This is a genomic window from Arcicella gelida, from assembly GCF_034931025.1.
Lineage (GTDB): Bacteria > Bacteroidota > Bacteroidia > Cytophagales > Spirosomataceae > Arcicella > Arcicella gelida.
Window position 1 is genome coordinate 19,385 of the sequence record NZ_JAYGIL010000040.1, and the last position, 26,761, is coordinate 46,145.

General features: G+C 34.6%; 21 protein-coding genes. 9 read left to right on the plus strand and 12 right to left on the minus strand.

The genetic code is table 11. The features are described 5' to 3' along the window. Positions 1-101: 101 nt before the first annotated feature. Both VB776_RS22050 and VB776_RS22055 read right to left on the minus strand, forming a co-directional pair. Positions 102-1,544, minus strand: coding sequence for a RagB/SusD family nutrient uptake outer membrane protein (locus VB776_RS22050; protein ID WP_323699036.1), 1,443 nt, complete (start codon positions 1,542-1,544; stop codon positions 102-104). A 28-nt stretch (positions 1,545-1,572) separates the two neighbouring features. After that, on the minus strand, positions 1,573-4,581 hold the full coding sequence (locus VB776_RS22055) for a SusC/RagA family TonB-linked outer membrane protein (RefSeq protein ID WP_323699037.1): 3,009 nt from the start codon (positions 4,579-4,581) through the stop codon (positions 1,573-1,575). A 321-nt stretch (positions 4,582-4,902) separates the two neighbouring features. Between VB776_RS22055 and VB776_RS22060 the strand changes: the two genes are divergently transcribed. From VB776_RS22060 to VB776_RS22080, 5 genes are all read left to right on the plus strand, one after another. Then, positions 4,903-6,657 carry a phospho-sugar mutase gene (locus VB776_RS22060; protein WP_323699038.1) on the plus strand — a complete coding sequence of 585 codons (1,755 nt, stop codon included), beginning with the start codon at positions 4,903-4,905 and terminating at the stop codon, positions 6,655-6,657. A gap of 229 nt (positions 6,658-6,886) precedes the next feature. Next, on the plus strand, positions 6,887-7,504 hold the full coding sequence (locus tag VB776_RS22065; RefSeq protein ID WP_323699039.1) for a hypothetical protein: 618 nt from the start codon (positions 6,887-6,889) through the stop codon (positions 7,502-7,504). Further along, positions 7,485-7,919, plus strand: a complete 435-nt coding sequence (yidD, locus tag VB776_RS22070; protein ID WP_323699040.1) for a membrane protein insertion efficiency factor YidD — start codon at positions 7,485-7,487, stop codon at positions 7,917-7,919. Before VB776_RS22065 ends, yidD begins: the two co-directional genes overlap by 20 nt. Positions 7,920-7,987: 68 nt before the next feature. Next, a complete protein-coding gene (locus VB776_RS22075) occupies positions 7,988-8,815 on the plus strand; it encodes a tetratricopeptide repeat protein (RefSeq protein WP_323699041.1) in 828 nt (275 codons plus the stop codon). Then, the gene (locus VB776_RS22080) at positions 8,763-9,635 is read left to right on the plus strand and encodes a hypothetical protein (protein WP_323699042.1); all 873 of its coding nucleotides are present in this window, start codon (positions 8,763-8,765) and stop codon (positions 9,633-9,635) included. Before VB776_RS22075 ends, VB776_RS22080 begins: the two co-directional genes overlap by 53 nt. 63 nt (positions 9,636-9,698) lie before the next feature. Here the strand turns inward: VB776_RS22080 and VB776_RS22085 are convergent, their stop codons facing one another. From VB776_RS22085 to VB776_RS22105, 5 genes are all read right to left on the minus strand, one after another. Next, on the minus strand, positions 9,699-10,142 hold the full coding sequence (locus VB776_RS22085) for a TM2 domain-containing protein (RefSeq protein ID WP_323699043.1): 444 nt from the start codon (positions 10,140-10,142) through the stop codon (positions 9,699-9,701). A 126-nt stretch (positions 10,143-10,268) separates the two neighbouring features. After that, positions 10,269-11,870 carry a peptide chain release factor 3 gene (locus VB776_RS22090; protein WP_323699044.1) on the minus strand — a complete coding sequence of 534 codons (1,602 nt, stop codon included), beginning with the start codon at positions 11,868-11,870 and terminating at the stop codon, positions 10,269-10,271. A 148-nt stretch (positions 11,871-12,018) separates the two neighbouring features. Further along, complete coding sequence (locus VB776_RS22095; protein ID WP_323699045.1) at positions 12,019-13,467, minus strand: APC family permease; 1,449 nt, start codon at positions 13,465-13,467, stop codon at positions 12,019-12,021. A gap of 222 nt (positions 13,468-13,689) precedes the next feature. Continuing rightward, positions 13,690-16,644: a protein translocase subunit SecDF gene (gene secDF / locus VB776_RS22100; protein ID WP_323699046.1), complete on the minus strand. Its 2,955-nt coding sequence runs from the start codon at positions 16,642-16,644 to the stop codon at positions 13,690-13,692. A gap of 125 nt (positions 16,645-16,769) precedes the next feature. Continuing rightward, positions 16,770-17,132, minus strand: a complete 363-nt coding sequence (locus tag VB776_RS22105) for a hypothetical protein (RefSeq protein ID WP_323699047.1) — start codon at positions 17,130-17,132, stop codon at positions 16,770-16,772. Positions 17,133-17,437: 305 nt separating this feature from the next. Between VB776_RS22105 and VB776_RS22110 the strand changes: the two genes are divergently transcribed. From VB776_RS22110 to nadA, 3 genes are all read left to right on the plus strand, one after another. Further along, the gene (locus tag VB776_RS22110) at positions 17,438-18,403 is read left to right on the plus strand and encodes a leucine-rich repeat domain-containing protein (RefSeq protein ID WP_323699048.1); all 966 of its coding nucleotides are present in this window, start codon (positions 17,438-17,440) and stop codon (positions 18,401-18,403) included. 16 nt (positions 18,404-18,419) lie between these two features. After that, positions 18,420-19,274 (plus strand): carboxylating nicotinate-nucleotide diphosphorylase, encoded by an 855-nt coding sequence (gene nadC / locus VB776_RS22115; protein ID WP_323699049.1) that lies wholly within the window; start codon positions 18,420-18,422, stop codon positions 19,272-19,274. A 107-nt stretch (positions 19,275-19,381) separates the two neighbouring features. Beyond that, entirely contained in the window at positions 19,382-20,371 is a 990-nt protein-coding gene (gene nadA, locus VB776_RS22120; protein ID WP_323699050.1) for a quinolinate synthase NadA, read from the plus strand. 58 nt (positions 20,372-20,429) lie between these two features. On the opposite strand, the gene VB776_RS22125 is transcribed toward nadA, so the two are convergent. The 5 genes from VB776_RS22125 to VB776_RS22145 form a co-directional block, all read right to left on the minus strand. Continuing rightward, complete coding sequence (locus VB776_RS22125; RefSeq protein ID WP_323699051.1) at positions 20,430-21,137, minus strand: hypothetical protein; 708 nt, start codon at positions 21,135-21,137, stop codon at positions 20,430-20,432. After that, on the minus strand, positions 21,134-21,877 hold the full coding sequence (locus tag VB776_RS22130) for an LVIVD repeat-containing protein (protein WP_323699052.1): 744 nt from the start codon (positions 21,875-21,877) through the stop codon (positions 21,134-21,136). The genes VB776_RS22125 and VB776_RS22130 overlap by 4 nt, the downstream gene beginning before the upstream one ends. Beyond that, the gene (locus VB776_RS22135) at positions 21,874-22,407 is read right to left on the minus strand and encodes an LVIVD repeat-containing protein (RefSeq protein ID WP_323699053.1); all 534 of its coding nucleotides are present in this window, start codon (positions 22,405-22,407) and stop codon (positions 21,874-21,876) included. Before VB776_RS22135 ends, VB776_RS22130 begins: the two co-directional genes overlap by 4 nt. 188 nt (positions 22,408-22,595) lie before the next feature. Beyond that, a complete protein-coding gene (locus VB776_RS22140; RefSeq protein ID WP_323699054.1) occupies positions 22,596-23,060 on the minus strand; it encodes a hypothetical protein in 465 nt (154 codons plus the stop codon). 180 nt (positions 23,061-23,240) lie between these two features. Continuing rightward, positions 23,241-25,721: a ribonucleoside-diphosphate reductase subunit alpha gene (locus VB776_RS22145; RefSeq protein ID WP_323699055.1), complete on the minus strand. Its 2,481-nt coding sequence runs from the start codon at positions 25,719-25,721 to the stop codon at positions 23,241-23,243. A gap of 742 nt (positions 25,722-26,463) precedes the next feature. Between VB776_RS22145 and VB776_RS22150 the strand changes: the two genes are divergently transcribed. Beyond that, positions 26,464-26,709: a type B 50S ribosomal protein L31 gene (locus VB776_RS22150; protein WP_323256622.1), complete on the plus strand. Its 246-nt coding sequence runs from the start codon at positions 26,464-26,466 to the stop codon at positions 26,707-26,709. The last annotated feature ends 52 nt before the right edge of the window (positions 26,710-26,761 follow it).

A 26,761-nucleotide genomic window follows, 5' to 3' on the forward strand; every position in this document is an offset into this window, starting at 1 on the left:
TTTAGAAACGATAATTAATCAAGGAGCAAGCATTATGTAAACGAAAAAAAAGGCTTTCTTTTTATGTTAAGAAAGCCTTTTTAACAAATTTATTTTAAATACTAATAACCAGGGTTTTGTGTAACATTGGTATTTGTACGAATTTCATTAGTTGGAATAGGCAATTGGAATTTAGGATCACTAGCTCCTAAGCTTTTGAAACCATAAGTTGTTCCTGTTCCATCGAATCTATCTCCCCAATTTGAACGAGTGATAGCCAATCCTTTACGTTTAATATCAAAGAAACGATGTCCTTCAAAAGCTAATTCAAGACGTCTTTGTAAATCAATTTCGGTTTTCAAAGCATTACCACCTTCTTGGTTATCAGCAGCTACGAAACCAATGTAACGGCTTGCTCTCAAAGTATTCAAATCTTTAAGTGCGTCAGCATCTTTATTTAATTGTGCTAAAGCCTCTGCACGATTCAATAATACTTCTGCTACTCTGATTACCTTAGGGTCAACTACGTTTGCATTACCTGTAGCACGTCCAAAATATTTGATGATATTGTTATATCTGAATCCTCCGAAAGTACTTGAACCAATATATGCCGTTTTACGAACATCATTGTCTTTGTATAATCTAAAAAGGTCAAAATCAACAACATATTCTGAACGTACTCCCGACGCTGAGCTTTGGCTATATTCAACTCCTGGCGATACAGCATCTTTATCAACAATTTGTAATTTCAATAATACTCCGTCGTTACTTGCATCTTTCCAAATACTTGAGAAGTTAGCAATTGAACCCGGGCTTGAACTTAATGCTAAAGACTGTGTAGCGGCATCGGCTGCTTTTTGCCATTGTGCTTCATATAAATACAAACGTGAAAGTAAGCCATACACTGCTGCTTTGTTGAAACGATAAATGCCATTACTACTACCAATTAAAGAGGCTGCTTTTACTAAATCTGCTTCAATTTTAGCATAGTTCGATTTTACCGTTTCACGAGCTGGTCTAGCAGTAGGGTCGGTACTTGTCACGAAAGGAACACCTAAATCAGAGTCGCTTGCTTGAGTAAAGGCTTTTCCATATAATTTAACCATATCAAAATGTGCTAAGGCTCTTACGGCTAAGGCTTCTCCCTCGAAGTTGTTTTTAGCAGTTCCATCTGGCAATTTATTGATGTTAACAAGAATACCGTTTGCTCTACGAATAGATGAATATGCTTGTGTCCATAAATCCCAAGCGATGTCGCCATTATAACGCCATTCATGAAAAAAGCGATTTGATAAACGACCAGTACGGCTCATAATAGCATTATCAGACATAATATCTGGAAGACTAATTGATGAACCTGCATAGTACGAACCACCCGATAAACCTGACAGCCCTCCAACATTACGAGCATACATACCTCGTGCTGCATTATCAAAATCTGTCTGTGTTTCAAATGCTTGTGAATCCGTTACTGAGTTGTAGGGACTTAATTCAAGTTCTTTCTCACTACAACTTGTTACTCCTATCAGAGTAAAAATGCCAAGAGTTAAAATATATTTTTTCATATTTTGAAAGTCTATTTTGTGGATGAATTTAGAAGGTTAAATCAATACCGAATGTTAATTGACGAGCAACAGGATAGCTATATCCACGGAATAAACCTTGTGTTTGTCCACCTGTACTTTCTGCTTGTCCGAAACCGATTTCAGGGTCACCTTTTGCTTCAAATGCGTGATACCACCAGTTTTGAGCTTGTGCATAAATTCTTACAGATTGAATTTTTGCTTTTTTCGTGATACCTGTAGGAATGGTATAACCTAAAGTAACATTTCTCAAACGAATAAAATCACCTTTTTGTAAATAACGGTCTGTTGTATAACTGATTCCAGTTGGTTGAGGAAGTACGTTAGTATCACCAGCTTTTTTCCAATAATTCAAGGCATCTGCTGCTTGGTTATTATAAATGTATTCACCGTCAGATGTTAAATCATTCCACATAGAGTTGAAGATATAATTACCGCCTGAATAATATAAATCAGCACCTAACGTAATGCCTTTGTAGCTAATGTCAGTATGGAAATTACCAAAACGAGTCGCCAAACGTGATTTTCCTTCTAATACCACGGCATCGCTTGGACTATAATTTTCTACGATTTCACCATTGATATTATAGAATTGTTGAGCACCAGTTTGAGCATTTACACCTGCATAGCGAGTCATAAAATAAACGTCAATTGGTTGTCCGATTTGAAGTTTACTAAGACCTCCTGGGCGGATAATTCCATCTTCTGTAAGTGCTGTAACCTTATTGTTGTTGATAGAATAATTCACATTCACATCCCATTTCAAGTCTTTTGTATCAAGGATTTTATAACCAAGGGTAAATTCAACACCTCTGTTTTGTACTGCTCCCACGTTTTCTGTTCTTGATTGAAAACCAGTTGTTGACGATAAAGGGCGGTCATACAACAACGATGAATTGTTTTTGTTGTACCAATCAACAGTACCGTAAAGACGATTATTCAATACCGAGAAGTCAACACCAATATCAGTAGCTGCTAATTTTTCCCAAGTTAAATCAGGGTTTTCTACTTGCGATGGAAAAGTAGCAGAAGTTAAACCATAACTATTGTAGCGATATAAACCTAATGAAGTATAATTACCGATACGGTCGTTACCTGTTAAACCATAACTAGCTCTTAGTTTTAATGAATTGATAAAGGTTAAATCTTCAATAAATGACTCTTTATCTAAATGCCAGCCAGCACTAGCTGCCCCAAATAAACCATAGCGGTTATTTATACCAAAACGAGAAGATCCATCACGACGAACAGATAAATCAAGGAAGTATTTTTGATTAAAGTCATAATTGATACGACCAAATAGTGAATACAATGCCCAGTCAGATTTACCAGTAGATGCACCCGTTGGTGTTGATGAGTTATCTTGAGTACTCACTTTATCTGATGGAAAGCCTTTTGATGACAATGTATAAGTTTTTATTCTATCTCTGGTAAATTCTATACCACCCAATATTTTGAAATTATGAGTGTCATCAATTGATTTAAAATAAGTAGCTGTATTGGTAAATACATAGTTGAAGTTTTGAAAACCATTATCAGTTTTTGAACCTCTTGCGGCAGGGTCACCAACGTATTGGTCTAATATTGAATTAGGTTTGATATAGTACTCTCTTGCATAATCAGTATAAGTAAGACCAATCTGAGAACGTACTTCTAAATCTTTGACAGGAGTTAAGGCTACAAAAAAGCTACCTAAGCCATTTACAATATTTTGCTTTTCTGTATTGTTTACAATTGCTTCTGAGATACTAAAACCGTTGGCAGTAAGGTTGTAAGTTCCATCATCATTAAATTCTGGCTCGTAAGCATTATAAGCATAAATGGCATAAAATGGGTTTTGAACGTTATAACGGTCTCTTTGCTCATTAGTTTGGATAACAGAAAACTGTAAATTAGAACCAGTTTTTAACCACTTTGAAGCACGATATTCCAAATTGATTCGTCCAGTGTTCAAATCTGAGTTGGAACCGTTTACCAAACCGCCTACTTTAGAAGTTTGCAAACCGATGTTATATGAAAAAGCATCATTGGCACCGCTAATACCTAAACGATGTGTTCTTAACTGCCCTTTCTGTAAAAGTGTTTTGAACCAATCTGTTTTACCAGCAGACAATCTTGTTACTTCTGTTTGATACTCAGCATCAGTCATTGTTGTAACATCATCCAGAAAGTATCCGTTGGTGTAACCCAAGTCTTTTTCATAACGAAGCTTTTCTTCAAAAGTCATCATTTTGAAATTATCAGGTGTTTTTTCTGAATATCCAGCTTGGAAAGAATAAGTAATTTTCGGTAAACCTTTTTTCCCTTGTTTGGTAGTAACCAGAATTACACCATTGGCACCTCTTGAACCATAAATTGCCGCTGACGAAGCATCTTTCAATACTTGAACATCTTCAATTTCGTTTGGATTAATTGTATTTAAAATGTTGATACCACCTTGTGCTTCACTATTGGCAACTGGCACACCATCAATTACAACTAATGGTTGTGAACCAGCCGTTAATGAACCTTCTCCACGAATACGGATAAAGTTTTGTCCTGAAGGACGACCATTTACCGAAGTAATTTGTAAACCAGCCGCTTTACCTTGCAAAAGATTATCAAATGTTGAACCCCCAGCTTTTCCTTCTAAAGCTTTTCCAGAAATATTTGCTTGAGAAGCCGTAAGGTTTTGTTTTTTGGTTGTTCCATATCCAACTACAACTACTTCCTCGATGTCTGTTATATCGTTTACTAAAGCAATATTGATAATGGTTTTTGTTCCAACAGCAATATCTTGTTTAATAAAACCAACAAAACCAAAGGTTAATGTTGCATTATTTGGGACACTAATTTTATACGAACCATCGGATGCAGTAGTTGTACCTTTGGTTGTACCTTTTACCGAAACACTCACACCAGCAAGTACTGCTCCATCCTCAGAGGAGGTTACTTTTCCTGAGACAATTCTGTCCTGAGCCGCTATTTTCAGCGTTAAAGTCAGCATCAGCACAAAAATCATTAGTAATTTTCTGTTCATGTTGTTGATTTTGTTGTTTAATTTAAATGTTTAGTTAGAATTGCTTGATAAATTAGGTTTTACTAAGTAACAAAATTTATTCTTGAAAATTAACAATAAGTAAACAAATATTGATACTTTAGGTATTTCAAAGATAACATTTGTTGCTAATATTTTACTATACAAAACCTAATAAAATAATGTATTTTATTAGGTAATTGCTAAAAAATACCGCTCAATAAATCACTATTCACTAAAGGCGTAGAACTGTATTCAATACAACAAATAATTTTTATATTTGTTGGTCGAAAAATCTCAGACTTTAACTTAACAAATAATACTATGATTGCTAGCTTAGACGCACTTACCCAAGAAAAAATCAACTTGTGGCTTTCGGGAAACTATGATGCTGACACAAAAGCCAAAATCCAACAACTTTTAGATGAAGGAAAAGAAACAGAATTGACAGATTCTTTCTATAAAGACCTAGAGTTTGGAACGGGTGGAATGCGTGGTGAAATGGGTGTTGGTTCAAACCGTATGAATAAATACACGGTTGGCTCTGCCACACAGGGTTTCGCCAATTATTTGAAAGCTAATTTCACAGGCGAAAGTATTAGCGTAGCGATTGCCCATGATTCAAGAAATAATGCTTCATATTTCGCTAAAGTAGCGGCTGATATTTTTTCGGCGAATGGTATCAAGGTTTATTTATTTAAAGAATTGCGTCCAACGCCCGAATTATCATTTGCTGTTAGACATTTAGGCTGTAATGCGGGGTTAGTGATTACGGCTTCGCACAACCCACGTGAATACAATGGCTATAAAGCTTATTGGAATGATGGTTCACAAGTAGTAGCTCCACACGATAAAAATATTGTTGCGGAAGTAAACAAAATTCAATCGGTAGATGAAATCAACTTTACAGGAAATCCAGATTTGATTACTCCTATTGGCGAAGAAATAGATGCTGAATACTTGAAAACTATTCAAGTAAATTCAATTAATCCAGCAGTAATTACTCGTCAGAAAGATTTAAAAATTGTTTATTCTTCAATTCATGGAACAGGGATTACACTTGTACCAAAAGCATTAAAATTATTAGGTTTTGAAGATGTAAACGTCGTTGAAGCACAAGCTGAGCCAAACGGGGATTTCCCAACGGTAGTTTATCCAAACCCAGAAGAAACCGAAGCAATGACTTTAGCCATGAATTTGGCAAAAGAAATTGATGCTGATTTGGTAATTGCCACTGACCCAGATGCGGATAGAGTAGGAGCAGCGGTAAAAAATCCAGCGGGCGAATGGGTACTTTTAAACGGTAACCAAATGGCAAGTTTGATTATCTATTACTTGTTAGATGCTTGGAAAAAAGCAGGTAAATTGACAGGAAAAGAGTTCATCGCAAAAACCATTGTTACGACGAATATCATTGATAAAATGTGCGAAACACAAGGCGTTAAATGCTATAATACTTTAACTGGCTTTAAATTTATCGCTGCGGTAATTCGTGAATTAGAAGGAAAAGAGAAGTTTATCGGTGGTGGTGAGGAATCGTATGGTTATTTAATTGGAGACGCTGTTCGTGATAAAGATGCTGTTGCTTCTTGTGCAATGATTGCTGAATTAACGGCTTATGCTAAAGATAATGGCAAATCATTATTCGATTTCTTGACGAGTATGTACATGGAAAATAATTTCTATTACGAAGGCTTGATTTCTTTAACGAAAAAAGGAAAAGCTGGAGCAGAAGAAATTCAGAAAATGATGGCTGATTTACGCAGTAATGTTCCTGCAACAGTGGCAGGTTCAGAGCCAGTAACAGTAATTGATTATACAAATCTTACTTCAACAGATTTGAAATCTGGAGCAGTAACCAATATTCCAACAGGATTGGGTATGGAAGCTTCCAATGTAATTCAATTGGTTTTGGCAGATGGTACAAAAGTTTCTGCTCGTCCATCAGGAACAGAACCTAAGATTAAATTCTATGTTTCTGTCAATGAACCTTTAGAAAAAGCAGAAGATTTTGATGCTGTTTTAGCTAAATTGAAACAAAAAGTTTCAGCAATTCAAGAAGATTTGGGTTTGAAGTAAACAAATAAATCATAATAATAGTGATGCAAGAACTATCGTTTTTGTATCACTATTATCTTTATAAATTAGGTTTAGCCTAAATTTATTCTCACCAAAAGATAAAACCTGAAATTCCTATCTCATTTTAACTATGCTTAATAAAAGGTCAATAATCGTTTTTGGGTTTCTAATAACCTTCTTCTCACTAGCTTTTACTTCCTCTAGTAATATCAAAAAAATAACAGCATCTATGGTTTCTCGTTCTGTAAGAGCTGGGAAAACCGTTACTGTGAAAGCTGATATTTTTTATCAATTAGCTGGTGGTAAAATGGTTAGTCATTATTCTCTGCCAAGTAATCAATATATTGTTAATACTTCTAAAGGAGAAATTTCTATTTACGATCCTGTTAAAAATACGGTAATTCAACAAGTGAATTATCTTTTTAGTACAGAGACTTCTCAGTTTTATTATTTCCTAAATAACCAAAAAGCAGATTTAGGTTTAAGAGCAATGGGTTTTGTTAATAAAAATACCAAGTTCGAAAAAAACTTAATGATAAGTACTTGGGCTGCACCAGCACGCTTAGCAAAAGATATTAAGTCTGTTGAGTTAGTTCATGATGGTGCGAATCCAATTTATACGAAGTATATAGGTGGTAATGGGCAAGTAATCAAAAAGATGTATTATTACAATTATCAAAACTTTGGTGGGCTAGATTTTCCGCTTACTGTTACTCAAATAGATTATTTTTCTGCTAAAGACTCTGTCATTGCAAAGACAACATATTCTGATATAAAAGTCAATGAAGCTGTGAATAGCAAACTGTCAGATTTTACAATTCCTGCCAATGCGAAAGTCCTTAAATAAAGTTTCGGTTCATGTGATTTTGCTGATTTTCTATTTTTTTCTTGTTCAAGAAGTTAGGTCACAAAGTTTAAAAACGGATTTAACATATTTGATTCAAAAAGACAGTAGCTCAAAGCTTTCGGTTCAAATACAAAAACCTAAAACATTCAATCCGATATTACTATTCTTGAATGGTTCATTGAAGGTTTATCAGAAAGTAATATCTCCACAATTTTCAGCCAATTGTTTATACGAACTTTCATGCTCAAGGTTTAGCCAATCAGCTATTCAAGAATATGGTATCGTAAAAGGATTGGCTCTTACTGCTGACCGCTTGGCTAGATGCAATAGAATAAGTGGAACTACAATTAATCCATTCAGAGTAAACGAACAGGGTAAAGTAATAGATTCCCCCAAGATGTATAAAATAGAATAATGGAACTACACAATTCTCTTTTTAGAAAATCGGTCTCAAAAAGCATAATCTTAATGTTTTTTGTCTTTATGATGCCTAAAATTGCTTGTTCTCAAATCAAAAAAGATAGTTTATTTTTACAGTATTTGTTAGCAAAAGATGAGCATCGAGATGCTATTACTTTAATTTCTCAATTACAAACTCGTTATTCAGACGATACTCAACAACGGTTCGAACTTCCATATTGGAAAGGATTAGCTTTTTATTCACTCAAAAAACTTGATTCTTGTACTTTTTACTTTTCGAAAGTAAATCCTTCGAGTCAATACTTTAAAAAATCATTGTTCTTATCAGGAATTTCCTATAGTTATCTTCGTAATATTAATCAGGCTCAAAAAATGTTTCTTGCTGTTGATGCAAAAGATAGTCTGACTACAGCAATTCGTACTTTTGAGTTGGCAGGTCTTAATCTTTTAAATCGTAACCTTAGTGCATTTGATTCTCTTAAGAATCATTTTTCAGAGGCATACTATCCACTCCAAAAGCAGCAAAGTAATTTTAGCGATTACAGAGAAATTATTCAGAAACAACAGCGGAAGTCGCCATTGAAAGCCGCTTTACTATCTGCTATTGTACCTGGAGCAGGGAAAATATATGTAGGAGGACAATTAGGACAAGGTATTTCAACATTTATACAAAATGCCATATTAGGTCTACAAGCTTACGAAGGTTTACGAAAAGATGGTGTATCAAGCCCTAGATTTATTATTTATGGAGGTTTGTTTAGCTTATTTTATATAGGTAATATTTGGGGAAGTGCTTTGAGTGTAAAAATCAAAAGACAAGAATTTAACGATAAGATAGATGAACAAATATTATTTGATATGCACATTCCTTTGCGTACTATTTTCAACTAAATCTTATACGCAGGATTTTCGGGAAGGAGATAGCTTATTGTTGAACAAGCAATATGATGTTGCATTGCTGGCTTATGAGAGAAATTACTTTGAATTAGTAGAATTTCCAGATACTACACTTTCAGCAATTAGTTTACAAGAAGCCAAAAATGGCTGTTTATTAAAGAAAGTTCATTGCTTGAAAGTAATGGGAAAGTTTGACGAGGCTGGAAAAGCAGCTTTGAGATTCGATTTGTCAAATTTATCGGATTCAAGTCAATTTGTTTTACGAAACGAGCTGATTGTATGTTATTATTTATCGGGTTTTTATGAAGATGCACTTAGCCAGATTCAACAGCTAAGGTTTTTTGTAAAAGATTCTTTACTAACGCAAAATAGCAAATTGTGGGAAATACTTTGCTTAACACAACTTAAACGCTACCCCGAAGCAAAAAAAGTATTTAGTGTTTATGCCAGTGCTAAAAATGTAAAAATGAATGTAGATTCTGTTTTTGCATTTGAAAAGTTAAACAAATTTAAAAATGTGAAAAAAGCAGCTGCTTTGGCGACTTTTTTACCAGGAGCAGGAATGCTTTATGTTGGAAATACTACAGAAGGTTTGGTTTCATTGGGTTTACAAATTGCCACACTTGGTTTTGGCTTTTATAATATTTCCAAAGGATATTATTTGTCAGGTTTTTTTACTGGTTTTGGTCTGTTTCAGGCATTTTATTTTGGAGGGATTAGGCGTACGGAATTATTAGCAGAGCAAAAGAATCGCCAATTAATGAACCTATATACAACGAAAGTAACCAAAGCATTGATTGAACTTGAAAACTGAAAAAGCCAAGAACAAAATGTCGTTCTTGGCTTTTTTATTAAAAAAAATTGAAGACTATTAAATCTACCACATAAAGAATTTTGGATTGTCTTCATATTTTGAAATACCTTCGTCGTTAACTAAAGCAATTAACAACACTACCCAGTCAACAAAAGCTACGATACCACAACCTCCTAAAGTTAAGATATAACCTACTCCAGTTAAAGTTGCTGTACCCATGTAAAAACGGTGAATACCCAAACCTCCTAAGAAAGTTGATAATATAAATGCTGTTGCTGCATTTTTACTACCTGCTACTGAAGTTGTAGGTAAACTACTTGTTGTAGCCAATACGTTATTAGATGCCTCAGCATTAACAGAAGGCATTAAACTTGCTACTTCAACACCATTGCTCAATGTTGCTTCTATGGCAGCATCATTAGCTAAATATTCACTTGGCGTAGAAGCGAATGATTTTGAACACACTGTTAAAAACAGCATAGATGATAAGATGATAATTTTTTTCATGGAAAAGACAGGATTTTATTGAGTTCTGAATCTATTTAAAAGAACAAGATAGCCAAAATACTGATACTTATTATTACCAATAGTTTAAAACTTATTATACGGTCGATTTTCTTTGAAAAATTATAATTATGCCTCTACCGCTCTTTTAAATTCCGAAGTAAAGTGGAATTGAATATCTGGATTATTTTGGATATTCATTCTTAAAATCCATTCTGATTCTGCTAAAAATACAAAGTTTCCGTCTTTATCTTGTGCGATGTTTTGTGCTTTTAAGCGAACAAACTCTGTGAGTTTTTTCTCATCATCTGAAGTTACCCAACAAGCTTTGGCAATATCACGATGGTCGAAACGACATTTTGCACCGTACTCATGTTCCAAACGATATTGAATTACTTCGTATTGAAGTTCACCAACTGTTCCTACAATTTTTCTGTTTCCTAAGTGCGGTTGTACGAATAATTGGGCTACTCCTTCGTCTGTTAATTGCTGAATTCCTTTTTCCAATTGCTTAGATTTCATTGGGTCAAGGTTCATTAATTCCTTGAAAATTTCTGGAGAGAAACTTGGAATACCTTGGTATTGCATTACTTCTCCTTCTGATAAAGTATCGCCAATTTTAAAGTTCCCTGTGTCATATAAACCAATTACATCGCCCGGAAAACCTTCTTCGATGACTTCTTTTTCTTGAGCCATGAAATTATATGGATTGTTGAAACGAAGATTTTTATCTAAACGAACGTGTTTGTAAAATTTATTTCGCTCGAATGTTCCTGAACATACTCGTAAGAAGGCAATTCTATCACGGTGTTTTGGGTCGAGGTTGGCGTGAATTTTGAAAATAAAACCAGTGAATTTTTTCTCTTCTGGTTCTACAATTCTTACGTCTGTTTTACGTGCTTGCGTACTTGGAGCGATTTCGGTGAAAGTATCCAACAATTCTTGAACACCAAAATTGTTCACAGCCGAACCAAAGAAAACTGGTGCTACTTCTCCAGAAAGATAAACACTTCTGTCAAAATCTCCGTAAACACCTTCAATCAATTCAATGTCTTCACGCAATTGATTGGCATCTCTTTCGCCTACTTTTTTATCTAATTCTTCTGACCAAATATCTACAGCAACAACTTCTTTTTCAATTTTGGTTTTATTCGCATTGAAGATGTTCAACGATTTTTCATAAATATTATAAACACCTTTGAAGTTTGAACCAATGTTGATTGGCCAAGTAAGCGGACGTACTTTAATGTTTAGTTTTTGTTCTAATTCATCCAATAAGTCGAAAGGATTTTGTCCTTCTCTGTCCATTTTGTTGATGAAAACAATCACAGGCGTATTTCTCATACGACAAACTTCCATCAAACGTTCTGTTTGCTCTTCTACACCTTTTACACAGTCGATAACCAAAATTACAGAATCGACAGCCGTTAAAGTTCTATAAGTATCTTCCGCAAAATCTTTGTGACCTGGAGTGTCCAGAATGTTGATTTTCAGGTTGTTGTACTCGAAGGTCATTACAGAAGTAGCCACCGAAATACCTCTTTGGCGTTCAATCTCCATGAAATCGGAAGTTGCTCCCTTCTTAATTTTATTTGATTTTACCGCACCAGCCGTTTGGATAGCACCACCAAATAAAAGTAATTTTTCGGTAAGTGTTGTTTTTCCCGCATCGGGGTGAGAGATAATACCGAAAGTACGGCGTTTATGTATTTCTTCTTGTATGGTTGCCATTTTCAATCTATAAATGAGTGATTGAGTACTTTAATTCACCTCAATCCTGAAAAATCTTTTAAATAAGTTGCAAAATTACTCATAAAAAAAGAAACCTCACAGAAAATTGTTTTCTGTGAGGTTTTTAAATGGAGTAATCAAATAATTACTAGTTCTTATTCAAATTACTTTTATTTCTACTGTAAAGGAAATACACTAAAATTCCTAAAGTACTCCAAATCAAGAATGCGTGCCAAGTTTCACGTCTTACTTGTGTCATTAAAAATACGTTGAAAAGTACTCCCATTGGTGCGACAAACCAGATAAGAGGAGCTTTGTATGGACGTTCAATATCAGGTTGTTGATAACGAAGTAAAAGTACCGCACCCGAAATCATAGCAAAAGCTAACAAAGTACCCATCGAACACATTTCAGATACTTTATCAATTGGCGTAAGTGCTGATACAATTGATACGATAAGACCAACTAGAATAGTACTTTTCCAAGGTGTTTTGAAATTTGGGTGAATCGTTTTGAAGAAAGCAGGTAATAAACCATCTTTCGCCATTCCTAAGAAGATACGAGTTTGCCCAAGCATCATCACCAACATTACGGAAGTTAGACCAGCCACCGCTGCAATGGTAATAATAAACACTGCCCAAGGTAAGCCAGCATCTGCAAAAGCCGAAGCTACTGGTGCTTTTAAATCTAGCGTATCGTATTTTACCATTCCTGTTAACACTAAAGACACCAAGATATATAAAATAGTACAGATTACTAAAGATGCTACGATAGCGAAAGGAATATCTTTACGTGGATTTATTGCTTCACCAGCTTGTGTAGATACTGCATCAAAACCGATATAAGCAAAGAATACAATCGTTGCAGCAGTTACAACGCCATCCCAACCGAAGTGTCCTTTACCATCTGCATCAAATACTCTTTCTGGAATAAATGGATGCCAGTTTTCTGTTTTTACAAAGAATGCACCTACAATAATTACAAATAATACAACAGCTAATTTTGTGATAACAATTACATTATTTGTTTTGGCAGATTCTTGAATACCTCTTACCAATACTGAAGTTACTACCCAAGTAATAAAGAAGGCAGCAACATTGAAAGCGGGTACTGGGCCGTCAACGCCTAATTTTGTACCTGCTGTATAAGGGTCGTTCATTAAAGTAACCGGTAATTCAATGCCGAATAGATGGACGAGTTTCTCGAAATAACCAGACCATGCCACCGCTACAGTGGTTGCTCCCATCATGTATTCAAGGATAAGGTTCCAGCCAATTAACCAAGCGAAGATTTCACCAACTGTTCCATAAGAATAAGCATAAGCAGAACCTTCAACAGGAAGAATGGACGAAAATTCAGCATAACAAAGTGAAGCAAATGTACAACCGATAGCAGCAATAACGAAAGCAAGTGCTAAGGCTGGCCCGGCGTGGTCGTGTGCAGCAATACCTGTTAAAGTAAATATACCTCCACCAATAATTGCTCCGATACCAAGTGAAGTAAGTCCCCACTTTGTAAGAACACGTTTAAGTTCAGATTTTTTCATGTCAGCTTCGTAGGCTGCCATCGGTTTTTTACGCCAAATACTGTTATTCATAGGGTTTTAGTTTTTTGTGTGAATTTGAAGTGATTTTTAGATTTTGGTTAGTTAATAAATCTGTTTTTTGTTCAAAGAAATCCTTTCGAGATAAAAAACTATTAATACTTCATTCTACGAAAGTATATTTTGTTAAAACATCTTTGAAGATACAGAATATTTTGTCTCAAAACAAAAAAAGACCTGCAAGTAATGAAACTAGCAGGTCTTTTAATTTAAAATTTATGCTTTTGTAGCAGGTTCAACTTTTTTCTTACCTGTACCTAAATCGATAACGATTGGTGCAGCTACGAAGATTGAAGAATAAGCACCAAAAACAACACCGATGAACATAGCGAATGAGAAACCTCTTAGAATATCTCCACCAAAAATTAACAATACTGTTACCACCAAGAATACTGTTGTGGCAGTCATTACTGTACGGCTCATGGTATGGTTAATAGATTGGTTAATTGTTTTAATCATCAATTCTTTATTACTAAGGTCTGCATTAACACCAATTTCCTCACGAATACGGTCGAATACTACCACGGTATCGTTAATAGAGTAACCAATTACAGTTAAAACCGCTGCAATAAAGATTTGGTCAACTTCTAATTCAAATCCGAAAAGACGAGTAATACCAACCATTCCTAATACTACTAATGAGTCGTGTAAAAGGGCGATAATACCACCTAATGAATATTGCCATTTACGGAAACGTAATAAAATGTAAATGAAAATACCCACTAAAGCATAAAGAATTGAGATGAATGATTGTTTTAAAATATCATCTGCGATGGTTGCACCAACTTTAGATTCTGAAACAATTGTTGGTTTTGCGTCAGCAAATTTCTTTAAACCAGTTTCTAATGCTTTACGAACTTTTTGGTTTGCTTGAATCGTTTCGTCTTCTACTAAGTATGCCGTAGTGATTTTTAATTTAGTATCACCATTAAAAGTTTTTACTTCAACACCTTTTCCTTCAAAGCTATCTGCCAAACCATCTTTGATAGTTCCTGCTTCTACTGGTTTTGATAATTCAACGACATACGAACGACCACCTTTGAAGTCAACACCTAAGTTAAAACCACCTTGAATTGTTAATACGATAGCACCCAAAGCGATTAAACCCCATGAGAACCAGTATGAATACTTACGTTTTCCGATAAAGTCGAAGTTCATTCCTTTGAAAAGGTCCTTAGAAATGAAAGTTTCAAAAGTAACGTCTTTTTCTTTTCCAGCTTTGATAGCACGATTTGCCATCCAATCTACAAAAACATGAGAAACAAATACAGCAGTAAATACCGAAGTGGCTAAACCGATACACAATGTAACTCCGAATCCTTTTACAGAACCAGAACCAAAGATAATTAAGATAATACCGATAATGATTGTCGTAACGTTACCATCAATAATTGCCGAAAGTGCTTTTTCATAACCGAGTTTGATAGATTCTAATAAACCTTTTCCTTGGTGAAGTTCTTCACGGATACGTTCATTAATCAATACGTTGGCATCAACCGCCATACCTAATGTTAACACAATACCAGCGATACCCGGCAAAGTTAAAGCAGCTTGAATTTGTACTAATACTCCAGCAATAAAGAATACGTTGAAGAAAAGTGCAGCGTTAGCCATCCAACCTGGGCTACCATAATAACCAATCATGAAAATGATTACTAACAATAATCCCAAAGCCATAGAGAAATAACCTTGATTGATAGCCTCAGCTCCTAATGAAGGACCAATAAAAGCATCTTCAACGATACGAGTAGGAGCAGATAATTTACCTGATTTAATTACGTTAGCTAAATCTTTTGCTTGTTCAACTGTGAATGAACCAGAAATTGATGAACGTCCACCAGCAATTTCTCCATTAATATTTGGAGCAGAGTAAATATAATTATCCAATACGATTGCAATACGTTTTCCAACGTTAGCAGCAGTTAAGTTTTTCCAAATTCTAGCACCCGTACCATTCATATTCATGGTTACTTCTGGGCGTCCGTTTTGGTCAAAATCTTGAGCGGCATCTGTAATTACTTCTCCATCCAATGGTGCTTTTTGCCCTTCTGCTTTTCTCAAGAATTCAAAAGGAATAATTTCGTCACCATTTGTTGCAGGAATTCCAATGGCATTCCAAGCAAATTGAAGACCTGAAGGGAACATCACTTTTACTTCAGGACGACTGAATAATTCATTTACACGAGCTGTATCTTTACGGAAAACACCCCAAGATCTTCCTTGGTTATCCAAAGGCAAAAACAATTTTGTAAGTGCCGAACCAGCAGTTGTGTCTTTTACAGCAGAATCTTTTTTCGCTACTTTAGCTGCACCAGATAATTGACCAGCCAATCCGCCAGCTTTAGTAGTGTCAGTTGAAGTAGTTGCTGTTGAAGTACTTGCTTTTTTGGCTTTTTCTTCAGCAGTTAAATATTCGCCTAAAGAATTTAAGCCCGGTCCCCATTCAGAAATTTCAGCTACTTCGATAAATTCTAATTTTGAAGCTGCTGATAATAATTTTCTAGCACGTTCAGGGTTATCAATACCCGGTAATTCTACTTGGATACGGTTTGTTCCTGGTAAACGTTGGATGTTAGGGTTGGCAACCCCTAATTTATCAATACGAGTTTGAACTGTTTTATAAACACGGTCAACAGCGCCATCAATTTCATCATTGATTACTTTCTTTACTTGTGAATCTGAAGAATTAGCATTTAATTTTTCACGGTTTACAGAGTTAGCGAAAATTGATGCCAATTTTTGATTCTGAGCAATTTTAGCAAAAGCCTCATAGAATAATTCATTGAAGGTTTTTGTTGAAGTCGCTTGTGCAGCAGATGCTTCTTGAATAGCTTTCTCAAAGTTAGGATCATTGCTTTTTCCTGACAATGCACGAAGGATTTCTACTGGAGAAACCTCTAACACTGCATGAAGACCACCTTCTAAGTCCAAACCTTTATGAAGTGCATAAGTAGTAACTTCTTGTAAAGTAAAGCCTAAATAAATAGGTTGTTTCCAAAGAGAGTCAATGTAATGAGTTTTCTTTGCTGGGTCTAATACGCCAGCTTTTGAAGTAGCATAATTAATAGCATCTTCACGAACTGAGCTTGCTTTCCAAGTAAACGAAAGGAAAAATAAACATAAGGCTGAAATAATTCCAGTCAGCCAAATTATGGCACTTTTATAACGCATTTTTGTAGGGAAAAAGTAATTGTGAGTAAATAAACGGATGATTAGGGTTGTAACATTCTAGCCGACATGGCAAAATGTCTTCAATTTGATAGAAATTTCTATCAAAAATATTTATCAAGAAAAAATTATGGGGCGTTGGTAACGATAAAATGCTCGAAAAGTACTTCGAGATACGGAAGGCGAAATGCTAAATTTTGAACGGATTGAATTGTGCGTTCAAATGATAAAAAAGCAAATTCACAAGGATGGAAAATGAATTCTTGTGCAAAATCAATATTAACAGGTACAGAAACCTGCATCACCGAAAGTTCAGAAACAGAGCATTGTTTAGGCGTATGATTATCTTGACTTTGTTCTGTTTTTACTTTACTTAGCAGGGTTTGACTTTTTTGAGTAGCACTTATTGTTTTACCAAATACGGTAAAAACAATAACAAGCGACATCAAAAAGACGCTGAACAAACGAGCTATGTGTGAATTTTTTTGCATTCTGAATTACAAAACTATCACTTTTTGTTTGGTAATTCCAAATTCTCACTTAAAATAATTATAAGATTACAATGTTCGACTTTAGTAGTTATGGTAATTTATAAGTGTTCTTGGATTTATGTAATCTAAGTATCAATAATACTGATTTATGAAAAACTCCTATAAACTCAAATATTCTATTATTATCTTTGGCATTCAAATACACTTAAAAACAACAGTTATTCGCAATGAGTCATAAAATGTCAAAGTTATCCTCCCTATTTTTCTACATATCAATTATGTTGTTGTTTAATGGGTGTAGCACCGTGGAAAACCCAAGTCCAGAATTAGAGTACGTAATAATTCCTGATGAAAATTTCGAAAAAGCCTTAATTCAATATAAGATTGATTCAGTACAGGATGGTAAAGTATTGAAAAGTAATGTTCTTAAAGTTACATCGCTTTCTATGTCTTCTTCTCCTGAAGATATTAAAAATACTTATGGCAAAATAAAAGATTTAACAGGTATAGAAGCATTTGCTAATCTGAAAACACTAAAATGTATATACAATGAATTAACGAAACTAGATATTAGTAAAAATACGGCTTTAACTGAATTGTGGTGTTATAGTAATAATTTAACAGTTTTAGATGTCAGCAAGCGTACAGAATTAGAAGTACTTCGTTGTGGAGGAAATCAGTTGACAAACTTAGATATTACTAAAAATAAACGATTAAGAGTATTTGATTGCTATGGTAATAAATTGAAGAATCTTGACATTAGTCAAAATACTTCTTTAAAAGAGTTAGGTTATGCGGATAATAAACTGCTTTATGTTGACCTTAGTAAAAATACTTCTTTAGAACGGTTAGATTGTAATTATACAAGTATTAATACTCTAGATGTAACTCACAACACTAAACTTGTGTATCTAAGCTGTTCTATAAATAAGTTGACATCTTTAGATTTAAGTAAAAATACATCTTTACAGGTATTAAATTGTAGTTCAAATGCTTTGCCTATATTGGATGTAAGTAAAAATGTTGAATTAGTATCTCTAAATTGTTATGATAATAAATTGGTTAATTTAGACCTTCAAAAAAATACTTTAATTGATGTATTGAATTGTGTTGGTAATCAATTAAATAGTTTGGATGTTAGTAAAATCAATAACTTGACTCAATTGTATTGCGGTTTCAATAATATGGAAACCATTTGTGTAAATAGTCTCAATCAAGTAAAACCCGCTTGGGATAAAGACGCTAAGGCTACTTATAAAGTATGCCCTTAATAAAAACCAGAAAACAATGTTTAATTATTTAGAACCATCATATATCAAAAAATTCATTCAAACTGCTCTTGCCGAAGATGTTGGTGACGGTGATCATACTTCATTATCGACGATTCCTGCCACAGCCACTGGACGAGCAAAATTATTGGTAAAAGAAGATGGAATGTTAGCAGGAGTAACTTTAGCAACGATGATTTTTGAAGAAGTTGATAAAGCCCTTGAAGTAAAAGTATTGCTGGAAGACGGCACAACGATAAAAAAAGGAGAAATCGTTTTGACAGTAGAAGGTTCTTCGCAATCAATTTTAAAGGCAGAACGCTTGGTTTTGAACTGTATGCAAAGAATGTCGGGTATCGCTACTTATACCGATTCGATGATGAAATTATTGGAAGGAACGAAAACCAAATTACTCGATACTCGTAAAACAACACCAAATTTTCGCCTTTGTGAAAAATGGGCTTGTAAAATTGGTGGTGCTGAAAACCATCGTTATGCCTTGTTCGATATGATTTTGATAAAAGATAATCATGTTGATTATGCAGGCGGAATTCATAATGCCATCAAACAAGCAAACGATTATCTAAAGGAAACAGGACGTGCATTAAGCATTGAGATTGAAGTAAGAAACTTAACAGAACTTCGGGAAGTTTTAGCAATAGGACAAGTAAACAGAATTATGTTGGATAATTTTTCATTTGACGATTTACGTGAAGCCGTAAGATTAATAAATGGCAATTATCCGACTGAAGCTTCTGGTGGAATTAATGAAAAAACCGTTAGACAATATGCAGACTGTGGTGTAGATTATATTTCTTGTGGAGCTTTAACGCATCATGTAAATAGTTTAGATTTGAGCTTAAAAGCTTACTAGGCTTAGATTGATTAGTGATTTTTAGACTATTTACTTAATCACTCAATCAAAAAACACTCATTCACTCAACAAACAGGTGTCTTTTCTAACGATATAAAATTTTAACAATGAATTTATTAGAAGAATCTCAACGAGTTGGCTACGTCAGTCGCTCTGTTCCATTCAAAGGAGAAGATTTAAAAGAACAGATTTTAAAACTTAAAAAAGAGAAAAATGCGGTAATCTTGGCTCATTATTATGTTGATGCTGAAATTCAAGAAATCGCAGATTTTTTAGGAGATAGTTTGGGTTTGGCACAAGCGGCAGAACAAACTGATGCTGATATGATTGTTTTCTGTGGAGTACATTTCATGGGCGAAACAGCCAAAATTCTAAATCCGAATAAAAAAGTTGTATTGCCAGATTTGAACGCTGGTTGTTCTTTGGCGGATGCTGCTCCAAAAGAAGAATTTGCTGCTTTTAAAGCAAAATATCCTGAAGCTGTTGTAGTAAGTTATATCAATTGTACTGCCGATATTAAGGCAATGACTGATATTATTTGTACTTCATCAAATGCAGTGAAAGTCGTTGAATCAATTCCTGCCGGCAAACAAATTATTTTTGCTCCTGATGCCAATTTAGGAAGATATGTAGCCAAAAAAACTGGACGTGATTTGATTTTGTGGGAAGGTGCTTGTATTGTTCATATTGATATTTCTTTGGAAAAACTCAAGAAAGCGAAAGAAGAAAATCCTAATGCTTTATTAATTGCCCATCCTGAATGTAAGGAAGTAATTCTTTCTCAAGCAGATTTTGTAGGTTCAACCACGGCTCTTTTAAGTTTTGTTCAAACATCAGATTGTCAAGAATTTATCGTAGCGACAGAAGCAGGTATTTTGCACAAAATGAAATTAGCTGTACCAGATAAAAAGATTATTCCAGCACCAGCAAATGAAAAAAATGCCTGTGCTTGTTCAGAATGTCCGTATATGAAAATGAATACGATGGAAAAGCTCTACAACGCAATGTTCTATGAATTACCAGAAATTCAAGTGCCAGAAGAAGTAAGGATTCCTGCTTTGAAAGCATTGAAAGCAATGTTGGAGATTAGTAAATAATTAAAAAAGAGGCTAACAAATCTGGATTTGATAGCCTCTTTTTTTTGTAATAACCATTCTATAAGATTTGATAACTCAACTTTAAAGACCATAAAAAATCCACACCTGTTAGTTTAAAGTTTAGTGGATTATGAAAATTAAAGTATATCGTTTTTGGACGCCCATTTTCAGTGAAAATATGGTCATTGGGTGCTAATGTGTATTTGCCAGTTGTATTTGTATGAGTAGCCATGCCAATTCCTCCATACCATTCTAGCCAAAATCGCTCACTGATTTGTCCCATTACTCCTATTTTTCCATAAGCTCCCCAAACTTTATAAATGGTATCGTCAGAGAGTTTTTCATAATATTTATAATCATTATTCCAAGAATTTCCTCCTCTACCAATGGTTGTTGTACTTGGATAAGTATTGGTACGGTTGAAGAGTTCAAGTCCATAAAAAGCATTTATACCCTTATTTCTCAAAGCAAATGGTTTTGTATATCTTCTAAATTCTAATCTGTATCGTTGTGATATTTCGCCTTCGTCATAAGTACCCTTTGTGCCTGCTAATGAAATATTAGGATTGCCATAGGCGTAATCAAATGCAATAGTAGTTCTAGTACTAATATTGGTTTCAAGCCCAAACTGAATAGCGGCATGGGTTCCTAGATATGTCAATGGTGCTATTTTGAGAAGTAAGTGTCGATGCGAAATGGTATCACTTTGGGCAAATGTGAAGACTCGACTGAAGACTAATAATATTATTAAGATAGAATATTTCATTCGATAGGTATTTTACTGAGAAGCTTTAATGCTTTTGGGTCGCTATAATCGTATTGATAAATGCCATTCTGACCAGTTACTATTAGTTTTTGTTGATTTGGGATAACATCATACGAAACCACATCTGTTAAAAACTCCTTTTCAACTGGATTTACTGGGTCTGATAAATCAAAAGATTTTAATCCAAAACTACCTTCACAGATAAATAGATTTTTACCATCTACTGCTAATCCATGAGGATTTTTCATTGGAATGGATTTTACCAATGTAGGGTTTGAGGGATTACTGATATTGACAATATCCAGAGAATTTACTCCTCTTTGACATAATGTTCCATTTCTTAAGGTCACATAAGCATAATTATCTTGAACAACCACAGGGTCACAACTCTTTATGTGTGTATAAGTAGAAAGCAAAACGGGATTGACTGGGTCTTGATTATTGAAAATTTTCATTCCTGTATTACTTCCAATAAAGAGCATGTTGTTATAAGGGTAAATGGTTTCTAAGCCAAAGCCCAAATTGATAGTTTTGATTTTTTGAGGAGAAGTATTCTTAATATCGAAAATAGACATGGTGCTAGTGCCTACTGTATAAAGATAGCCATCACCTAAAGTAAAACGAGCCATAGAACCACCAGTACCATTTCCGAAGGGAGACACCGAATCGTTAGCTCCTTGTTGGCAACTTTGAAGGCATATTAACCCCAAAATACAATATAATAATTGTGTATTTTTCATCTGTAACATTTTAGTGTGTAGTCAACGTATAAAACTTTTTCCCAACCGATTACTACACCTTTGTTACTGTCAACACATTCAAAACGAACATTGGTAACTGGCGGATAATCCTGCGATTCAAATACATCTTTTAGGCGATGTACTAGCTTGGCTTCCGAAGGCTTGCTAATATTGATGCTTATCAAATCTTTTAAGTTATCGGCATATAAAATATCACCTCTAATGGCAATATCTACATTGCTTGGAATTTGCAAAAAAGCAATTTTCTTGGGGTTTTTCGGATCTTTGTTATCAAAGATATGAACGCCTTTACCAATCTCGTTCACAAATAAAAACTGATCTTTGATATAAATTTTGCCGAGAGATTTTAATGGTTGTGGAGTAGTGATAACTACTTTGTCTATTTCGTCTGCATTTGCATAAATAGGTCGATATCCTTCGCTAGTGATTGGAAATTCTGGAGGACTATCAAATTTGAAACAACTGCTTGCCAGTAAAGCAAGAGATAAGTAGGATAGTAGTTTTTTCATAATTAACGTTTAATGGGTAAAGAATCAATAGCTAATTTAGGTGTTTTTACGAAGTAAACCTTTATATTTTTAATTATTTTTTTTAATAAAAAAAGCCATCAGCAATATATGCCGATGACTTTCGATGTTTTGATATATTTTACTTTAAACAAGATATTTTTGTTTATTGCTCAACTTTACGCTTCAATTTAATAGTTATCTTTCTTTTTCAAATAAATCTGAAATTGTTCTTCTGTGAGAATCGCTTTCATTTCTTTATCTCTTTCTTCTTTGATAGTTACTGCTTTTGCTCTGATTTTAGCACGTACTTCTTCAGTAATTGGAGGAACAATTTTCTTTACTTCTTCTGAAAAATCTAAACGTTTGAATGCAAAATTTATATTGGCATTTTCAACTTTTGGAATTTGCTCTTCTGTCAATTTTAATTTTTTTATCATCCAACGAGTGTCCTCATTAGCCATTTTTTCGGGGTCTAAACTTTCTGGCTTTCTTTGCATACCCTCGCCTGCTTGGGGGATTCTGCTTCTTCCTAAGCCTCCTCCGTATCCTCCTTGTCCATAGCCTTGTCCGTATTGTGCATTACTTTCATGGATATGCAAGAAAATAGAAAAGCATAAAGCGAATAAAAGTGTTGAGTATTTTTTGGCTTTCATTGGGCAACCTGATTTGTTTTTGTGTTAAGCAATTTAATCATCATCAAAAGTATTGTTACGTACCTCGGAGAATGAAAAGTTAAATTAATAATTTTCTGCTACTCTTTTCAGTATTTTAGATGAAGTTTATAAAAAAAGCCCTCAATCTTTCGAAATGAGGGCTTTTTTATACTGAAATGATTAAGACCCGCAGGCTTCGCATCCATCAGGATCGTCAATTGAGCATTGCATCGCCGACCAATTTTGTTCGACTACGCTGTCTAGGCCTCCTACAACGAGAGAGGCAGCTGATGATTTCGCTTGTGCTGCTTGTGCGGCATAAGCTTCATAACTCATCTCGTGCTCTTGCACAACATTTGCTTGCTCAATGGCCACTTCGGCTTGTTTTTCGACTGTAAACTTGATAGCATCGGCGGCAGCTTTTGTTCTAAGATAATACATCCCAGTTTTCAAGCCTTTTTCCCAAGCGTAGAAGTGCATCGAAGTAAGTTTACCAAAGTTCGGGTCTTGAATATGAATATTTAATGATTGCGACTGGCAAATATATGCACCTCTGTCGGCAGCCATTTCAATAATTACTTTTTGTTTGATTTCCCAAACTGTTTTATAAAGATCTTTTAAACTTTGCGGAATTTCAGCAATGTTTTGAACCGAACCGTTGGCAGAAATCAATTTGTTTTTCATTGAATCATTCCATAAGTTCAACTTCACCAAGTCACGAAGAAGGTGTTTGTTTACTACAGCGAATTCTCCAGAAAGTACTCTACGTGCGTAAATGTTTGAAGTATAAGGTTCAAAACATTCGTTATTGCCCAAAATTTGTGAAGTCGAAGCCGTTGGCATCGGTGCTACTAATAATGAGTTTCTAACACCATGTGTTTTTACTTTTTCTCTTAATTCTTCCCAATTCCAACGACCAGACTCTGGCGTAACTCCCCACATATCAAATTGGAAAATACCTTGCGAGATTGGTGAGCCTGCCCAAGTTTCATAAGGACCTTCTTGAATAGCCAATTCCATTGAAGCTTCCATCGCTGCATAGTACATGGTTTCAAAAATATCTTTATTCAATTGTTTCGCTTCTGCCGATTCAAAAGGCATTCTTAACAAAATAAATACATCAGCTAAACCTTGAACACCTAAACCAATTGGACGGTGACGCATGTTTGAACGTCTTGCTTCTTCAACTGGATAATAGTTACGGTCGATGATTTTATTTAAGTTTTTCGCTGCAACTTTTGTTACTTTATATAAAGCTTGGTGGTCAAATTCTTGGAAACCTCTTTCGTTAGTTTTTACGAATTTTGGTAAAGCTAAAGATGCTAAGTTACAAACCGCTACTTCATCTTTAGAAGTATATTCCATAATTTCAGTACATAAGTTTGAAGACTTGATTGTACCTAAATTTTTCTGGTTTGATTTACGGTTAGCGTGGTCTTTGAACAACATATAAGGCGTTCCAGTTTCTGTTTGAGATTCTAAAATCTCGAACCATAAATCTTGAGCCTTGATTACTTTACGTGCTTTTCCTGCTAATTCATAGCTCGTGTAAAGTTTTTCAAACTCTTCACCATAAGTATCAGCTAAGCCTGGGCATTCGTGCGGACAAAGTAATGACCAAGTATCATTATCTTTAACACGTTTCATGAATAAATCTGGAATCCATAATGCGTAGAATAAATCTCTTGCACGCATTTCTTCTTTACCGTGATTTTTCTTTAATTCTAAGAAATCAAAAATGTCTGCATGCCAAGGTTCTAAGTAAACAGCGAATGAACCTTTGCGTTTTCCCCCACCTTGGTCAACGTAACGAGCGGTATCATTAAATACTTTCAACATCGGTACAATACCGTTTGAAGTACCGTTTGTTCCTTTAATATATGAACCTGTAGCACGAACATTGTGAATTGATAAACCAATTCCACCAGCCGATTGAGAAATTTTAGCACATTGTTTTAATGTATCATAAATTCCTTCAATTGAATCGTCTTGCATCGTTAACAAGAAACAAGATGACATTTGTGGTTTTTGCGTACCTGCATTGAAAAGCGTAGGAGTAGCATGAGTAAACCAACGTTCTGACAATAAATTGTAAGTTTCAATGGCTTTTTCAACATCACTACCGTGAATACCGATAGATACACGCATCAACATGTGTTGCGGACGTTCAGCAATTTTACCTTCCATTTTTAGAAGATAAGATTTTTCTAAAGTCTTGAACCCAAAATAATCGTAGCCGAAGTCACGGTCATAAATAATAGCAGCGTCTAATTCTCCTGCGTTTTTCTTGATAATATCATACACTTCCTTTGATAAAAGCGCTGCATTTTCTCCAGTTTTTGGGTCTGTATAATTATAGAGACGTTTCATCGTTGCCGAGAACGACTTTAAAGTCCCTTTATGCAAATTAGAAACAGCAATCCTAGCTGCAAGCACGGCATAGTCTGGGTGCTTCGTCGTCATCGACGCAGCTGTTTCTGCCGCCAAATTATCTAATTCGCTCGTGGTTACTCCATCATAAAGCCCAGTAATAACTTTTTTGGCTACTTCGAGGGGCTGCACAAAGAATGGATCGAGACTATAGCAAAGTTTTTCGATTCTGGCGGTAATCTTGTCAAACTTTACAGACTCACGTCTGCCATCTCTTTTAATAACGTACATATTAACTCGGGTTTTTTTATTGTGTTCAGTTCTATTAAAATAAAGAAAGAAGGCTTGAATATAATCATTCAAAGAAATCAAATAATCATTCCTTGAGTGTATCGTTGAAACCATTTTGTGGGTGTTCTCTTCAACACAAACCTTTTGTTTTTCATTCCTTAATCTCCATTATTTTTTACTTAAATCATTGTTTTTTCTTGAAGATGAAAAATGATTTAAGAATTAATTCAGCTAAAATTTTAAGAATTTTTGTGCTAGCAATCTCAAAGAAATCAAAGATTGATTCGATGGGCTAAATCTTTAAATAAAACAGAAACGTTAATAATGAATGATTTTGGTATGCACTTCAAAGATAACAATTTCTTAATCTATTCGCAACGAATAACCAACCATTAAAAAGCAAGAAAAAATACAAACTATTTGTTATGTACAACAAGAATTCAAGCCTAGTGCTATTCAGCTAAGTATCTAACTTGGAATAATTATACTGAAATTTTTTAAGAAAAATTAAGAATACTTTTTCTTAAAAACTTAAATCAAATTACCTTAAAAAAGTTTTTGAAACCACCAAAAAAAATGTAATTTTGCACCCTCAAATAAGAAAAGTGCTTTTGTCGATTGTTATCAGTAATTCGTTTAATTAGTTTAAACATCTTGAATACTGTATCTCCCAATTTAACAATCGACTAATTATATACAATCCAGAGACGGCGGGGAATCGTCTCAAAATCAAAATATTATCATGAAACAAGGAATTCATCCAGATTACAGACCAGTGGTTTTCCATGATTTGTCTGCTGATTACAAGTTTTTAACACAATCATGTGTAAAAACAACTGAAACAACTGAATTTGAAGGAGAAACTTATCCAGTATTCAAAATCGAGGTTTCTTCAGAGTCGCACCCATTCTATACAGGTAAAAATGTATTATTGGATACTGCGGGTCGTGTTGATAAATTCTACAAACGTTTCGGTGGCAAGAAATAATTCTTCTACCCAGTCGGTGTCGAAATTAAAAAAAAGCCTTTTAGAGAAATCT

What these genes read in the sequence shown, in the direction of transcription:
- VB776_RS22125 (WP_323699051.1), bottom strand. Translation starts at nt 21,137, where the DNA reads ATGAAATATTCTATCTTAATAATATTATTAGTCTTCAGTCGAGTCTTC.
- VB776_RS22055 (WP_323699037.1), bottom strand. Translation starts at nt 4,581, where the DNA reads ATGAACAGAAAATTACTAATGATTTTTGTGCTGATGCTGACTTTAACG.
- VB776_RS22060 (WP_323699038.1), top strand. Translation starts at nt 4,903, where the DNA reads ATGATTGCTAGCTTAGACGCACTTACCCAAGAAAAAATCAACTTGTGG.
- VB776_RS22075 (WP_323699041.1), top strand. Translation starts at nt 7,988, where the DNA reads ATGATGCCTAAAATTGCTTGTTCTCAAATCAAAAAAGATAGTTTATTT.
- VB776_RS22130 (WP_323699052.1), bottom strand. Translation starts at nt 21,877, where the DNA reads ATGAAAAATACACAATTATTATATTGTATTTTGGGGTTAATATGCCTT.
- nadC (WP_323699049.1), top strand. Translation starts at nt 18,420, where the DNA reads ATGTTTAATTATTTAGAACCATCATATATCAAAAAATTCATTCAAACT.
- VB776_RS22090 (WP_323699044.1), bottom strand. Translation starts at nt 11,870, where the DNA reads ATGGCAACCATACAAGAAGAAATACATAAACGCCGTACTTTCGGTATT.
- yidD (WP_323699040.1), top strand. Translation starts at nt 7,485, where the DNA reads ATGCGAAAGTCCTTAAATAAAGTTTCGGTTCATGTGATTTTGCTGATT.
- VB776_RS22105 (WP_323699047.1), bottom strand. Translation starts at nt 17,132, where the DNA reads ATGCAAAAAAATTCACACATAGCTCGTTTGTTCAGCGTCTTTTTGATG.
- VB776_RS22095 (WP_323699045.1), bottom strand. Translation starts at nt 13,467, where the DNA reads ATGAATAACAGTATTTGGCGTAAAAAACCGATGGCAGCCTACGAAGCT.
- VB776_RS22080 (WP_323699042.1), top strand. Translation starts at nt 8,763, where the DNA reads ATGAACAAATATTATTTGATATGCACATTCCTTTGCGTACTATTTTCA.
- VB776_RS22050 (WP_323699036.1), bottom strand. Translation starts at nt 1,544, where the DNA reads ATGAAAAAATATATTTTAACTCTTGGCATTTTTACTCTGATAGGAGTA.
- VB776_RS22140 (WP_323699054.1), bottom strand. Translation starts at nt 23,060, where the DNA reads ATGAAAGCCAAAAAATACTCAACACTTTTATTCGCTTTATGCTTTTCT.
- secDF (WP_323699046.1), bottom strand. Translation starts at nt 16,644, where the DNA reads ATGCGTTATAAAAGTGCCATAATTTGGCTGACTGGAATTATTTCAGCC.
- VB776_RS22135 (WP_323699053.1), bottom strand. Translation starts at nt 22,407, where the DNA reads ATGAAAAAACTACTATCCTACTTATCTCTTGCTTTACTGGCAAGCAGT.
- VB776_RS22145 (WP_323699055.1), bottom strand. Translation starts at nt 25,721, where the DNA reads ATGTACGTTATTAAAAGAGATGGCAGACGTGAGTCTGTAAAGTTTGAC.
- VB776_RS22150 (WP_323256622.1), top strand. Translation starts at nt 26,464, where the DNA reads ATGAAACAAGGAATTCATCCAGATTACAGACCAGTGGTTTTCCATGAT.
- nadA (WP_323699050.1), top strand. Translation starts at nt 19,382, where the DNA reads ATGAATTTATTAGAAGAATCTCAACGAGTTGGCTACGTCAGTCGCTCT.
- VB776_RS22065 (WP_323699039.1), top strand. Translation starts at nt 6,887, where the DNA reads ATGGTTTCTCGTTCTGTAAGAGCTGGGAAAACCGTTACTGTGAAAGCT.
- VB776_RS22085 (WP_323699043.1), bottom strand. Translation starts at nt 10,142, where the DNA reads ATGAAAAAAATTATCATCTTATCATCTATGCTGTTTTTAACAGTGTGT.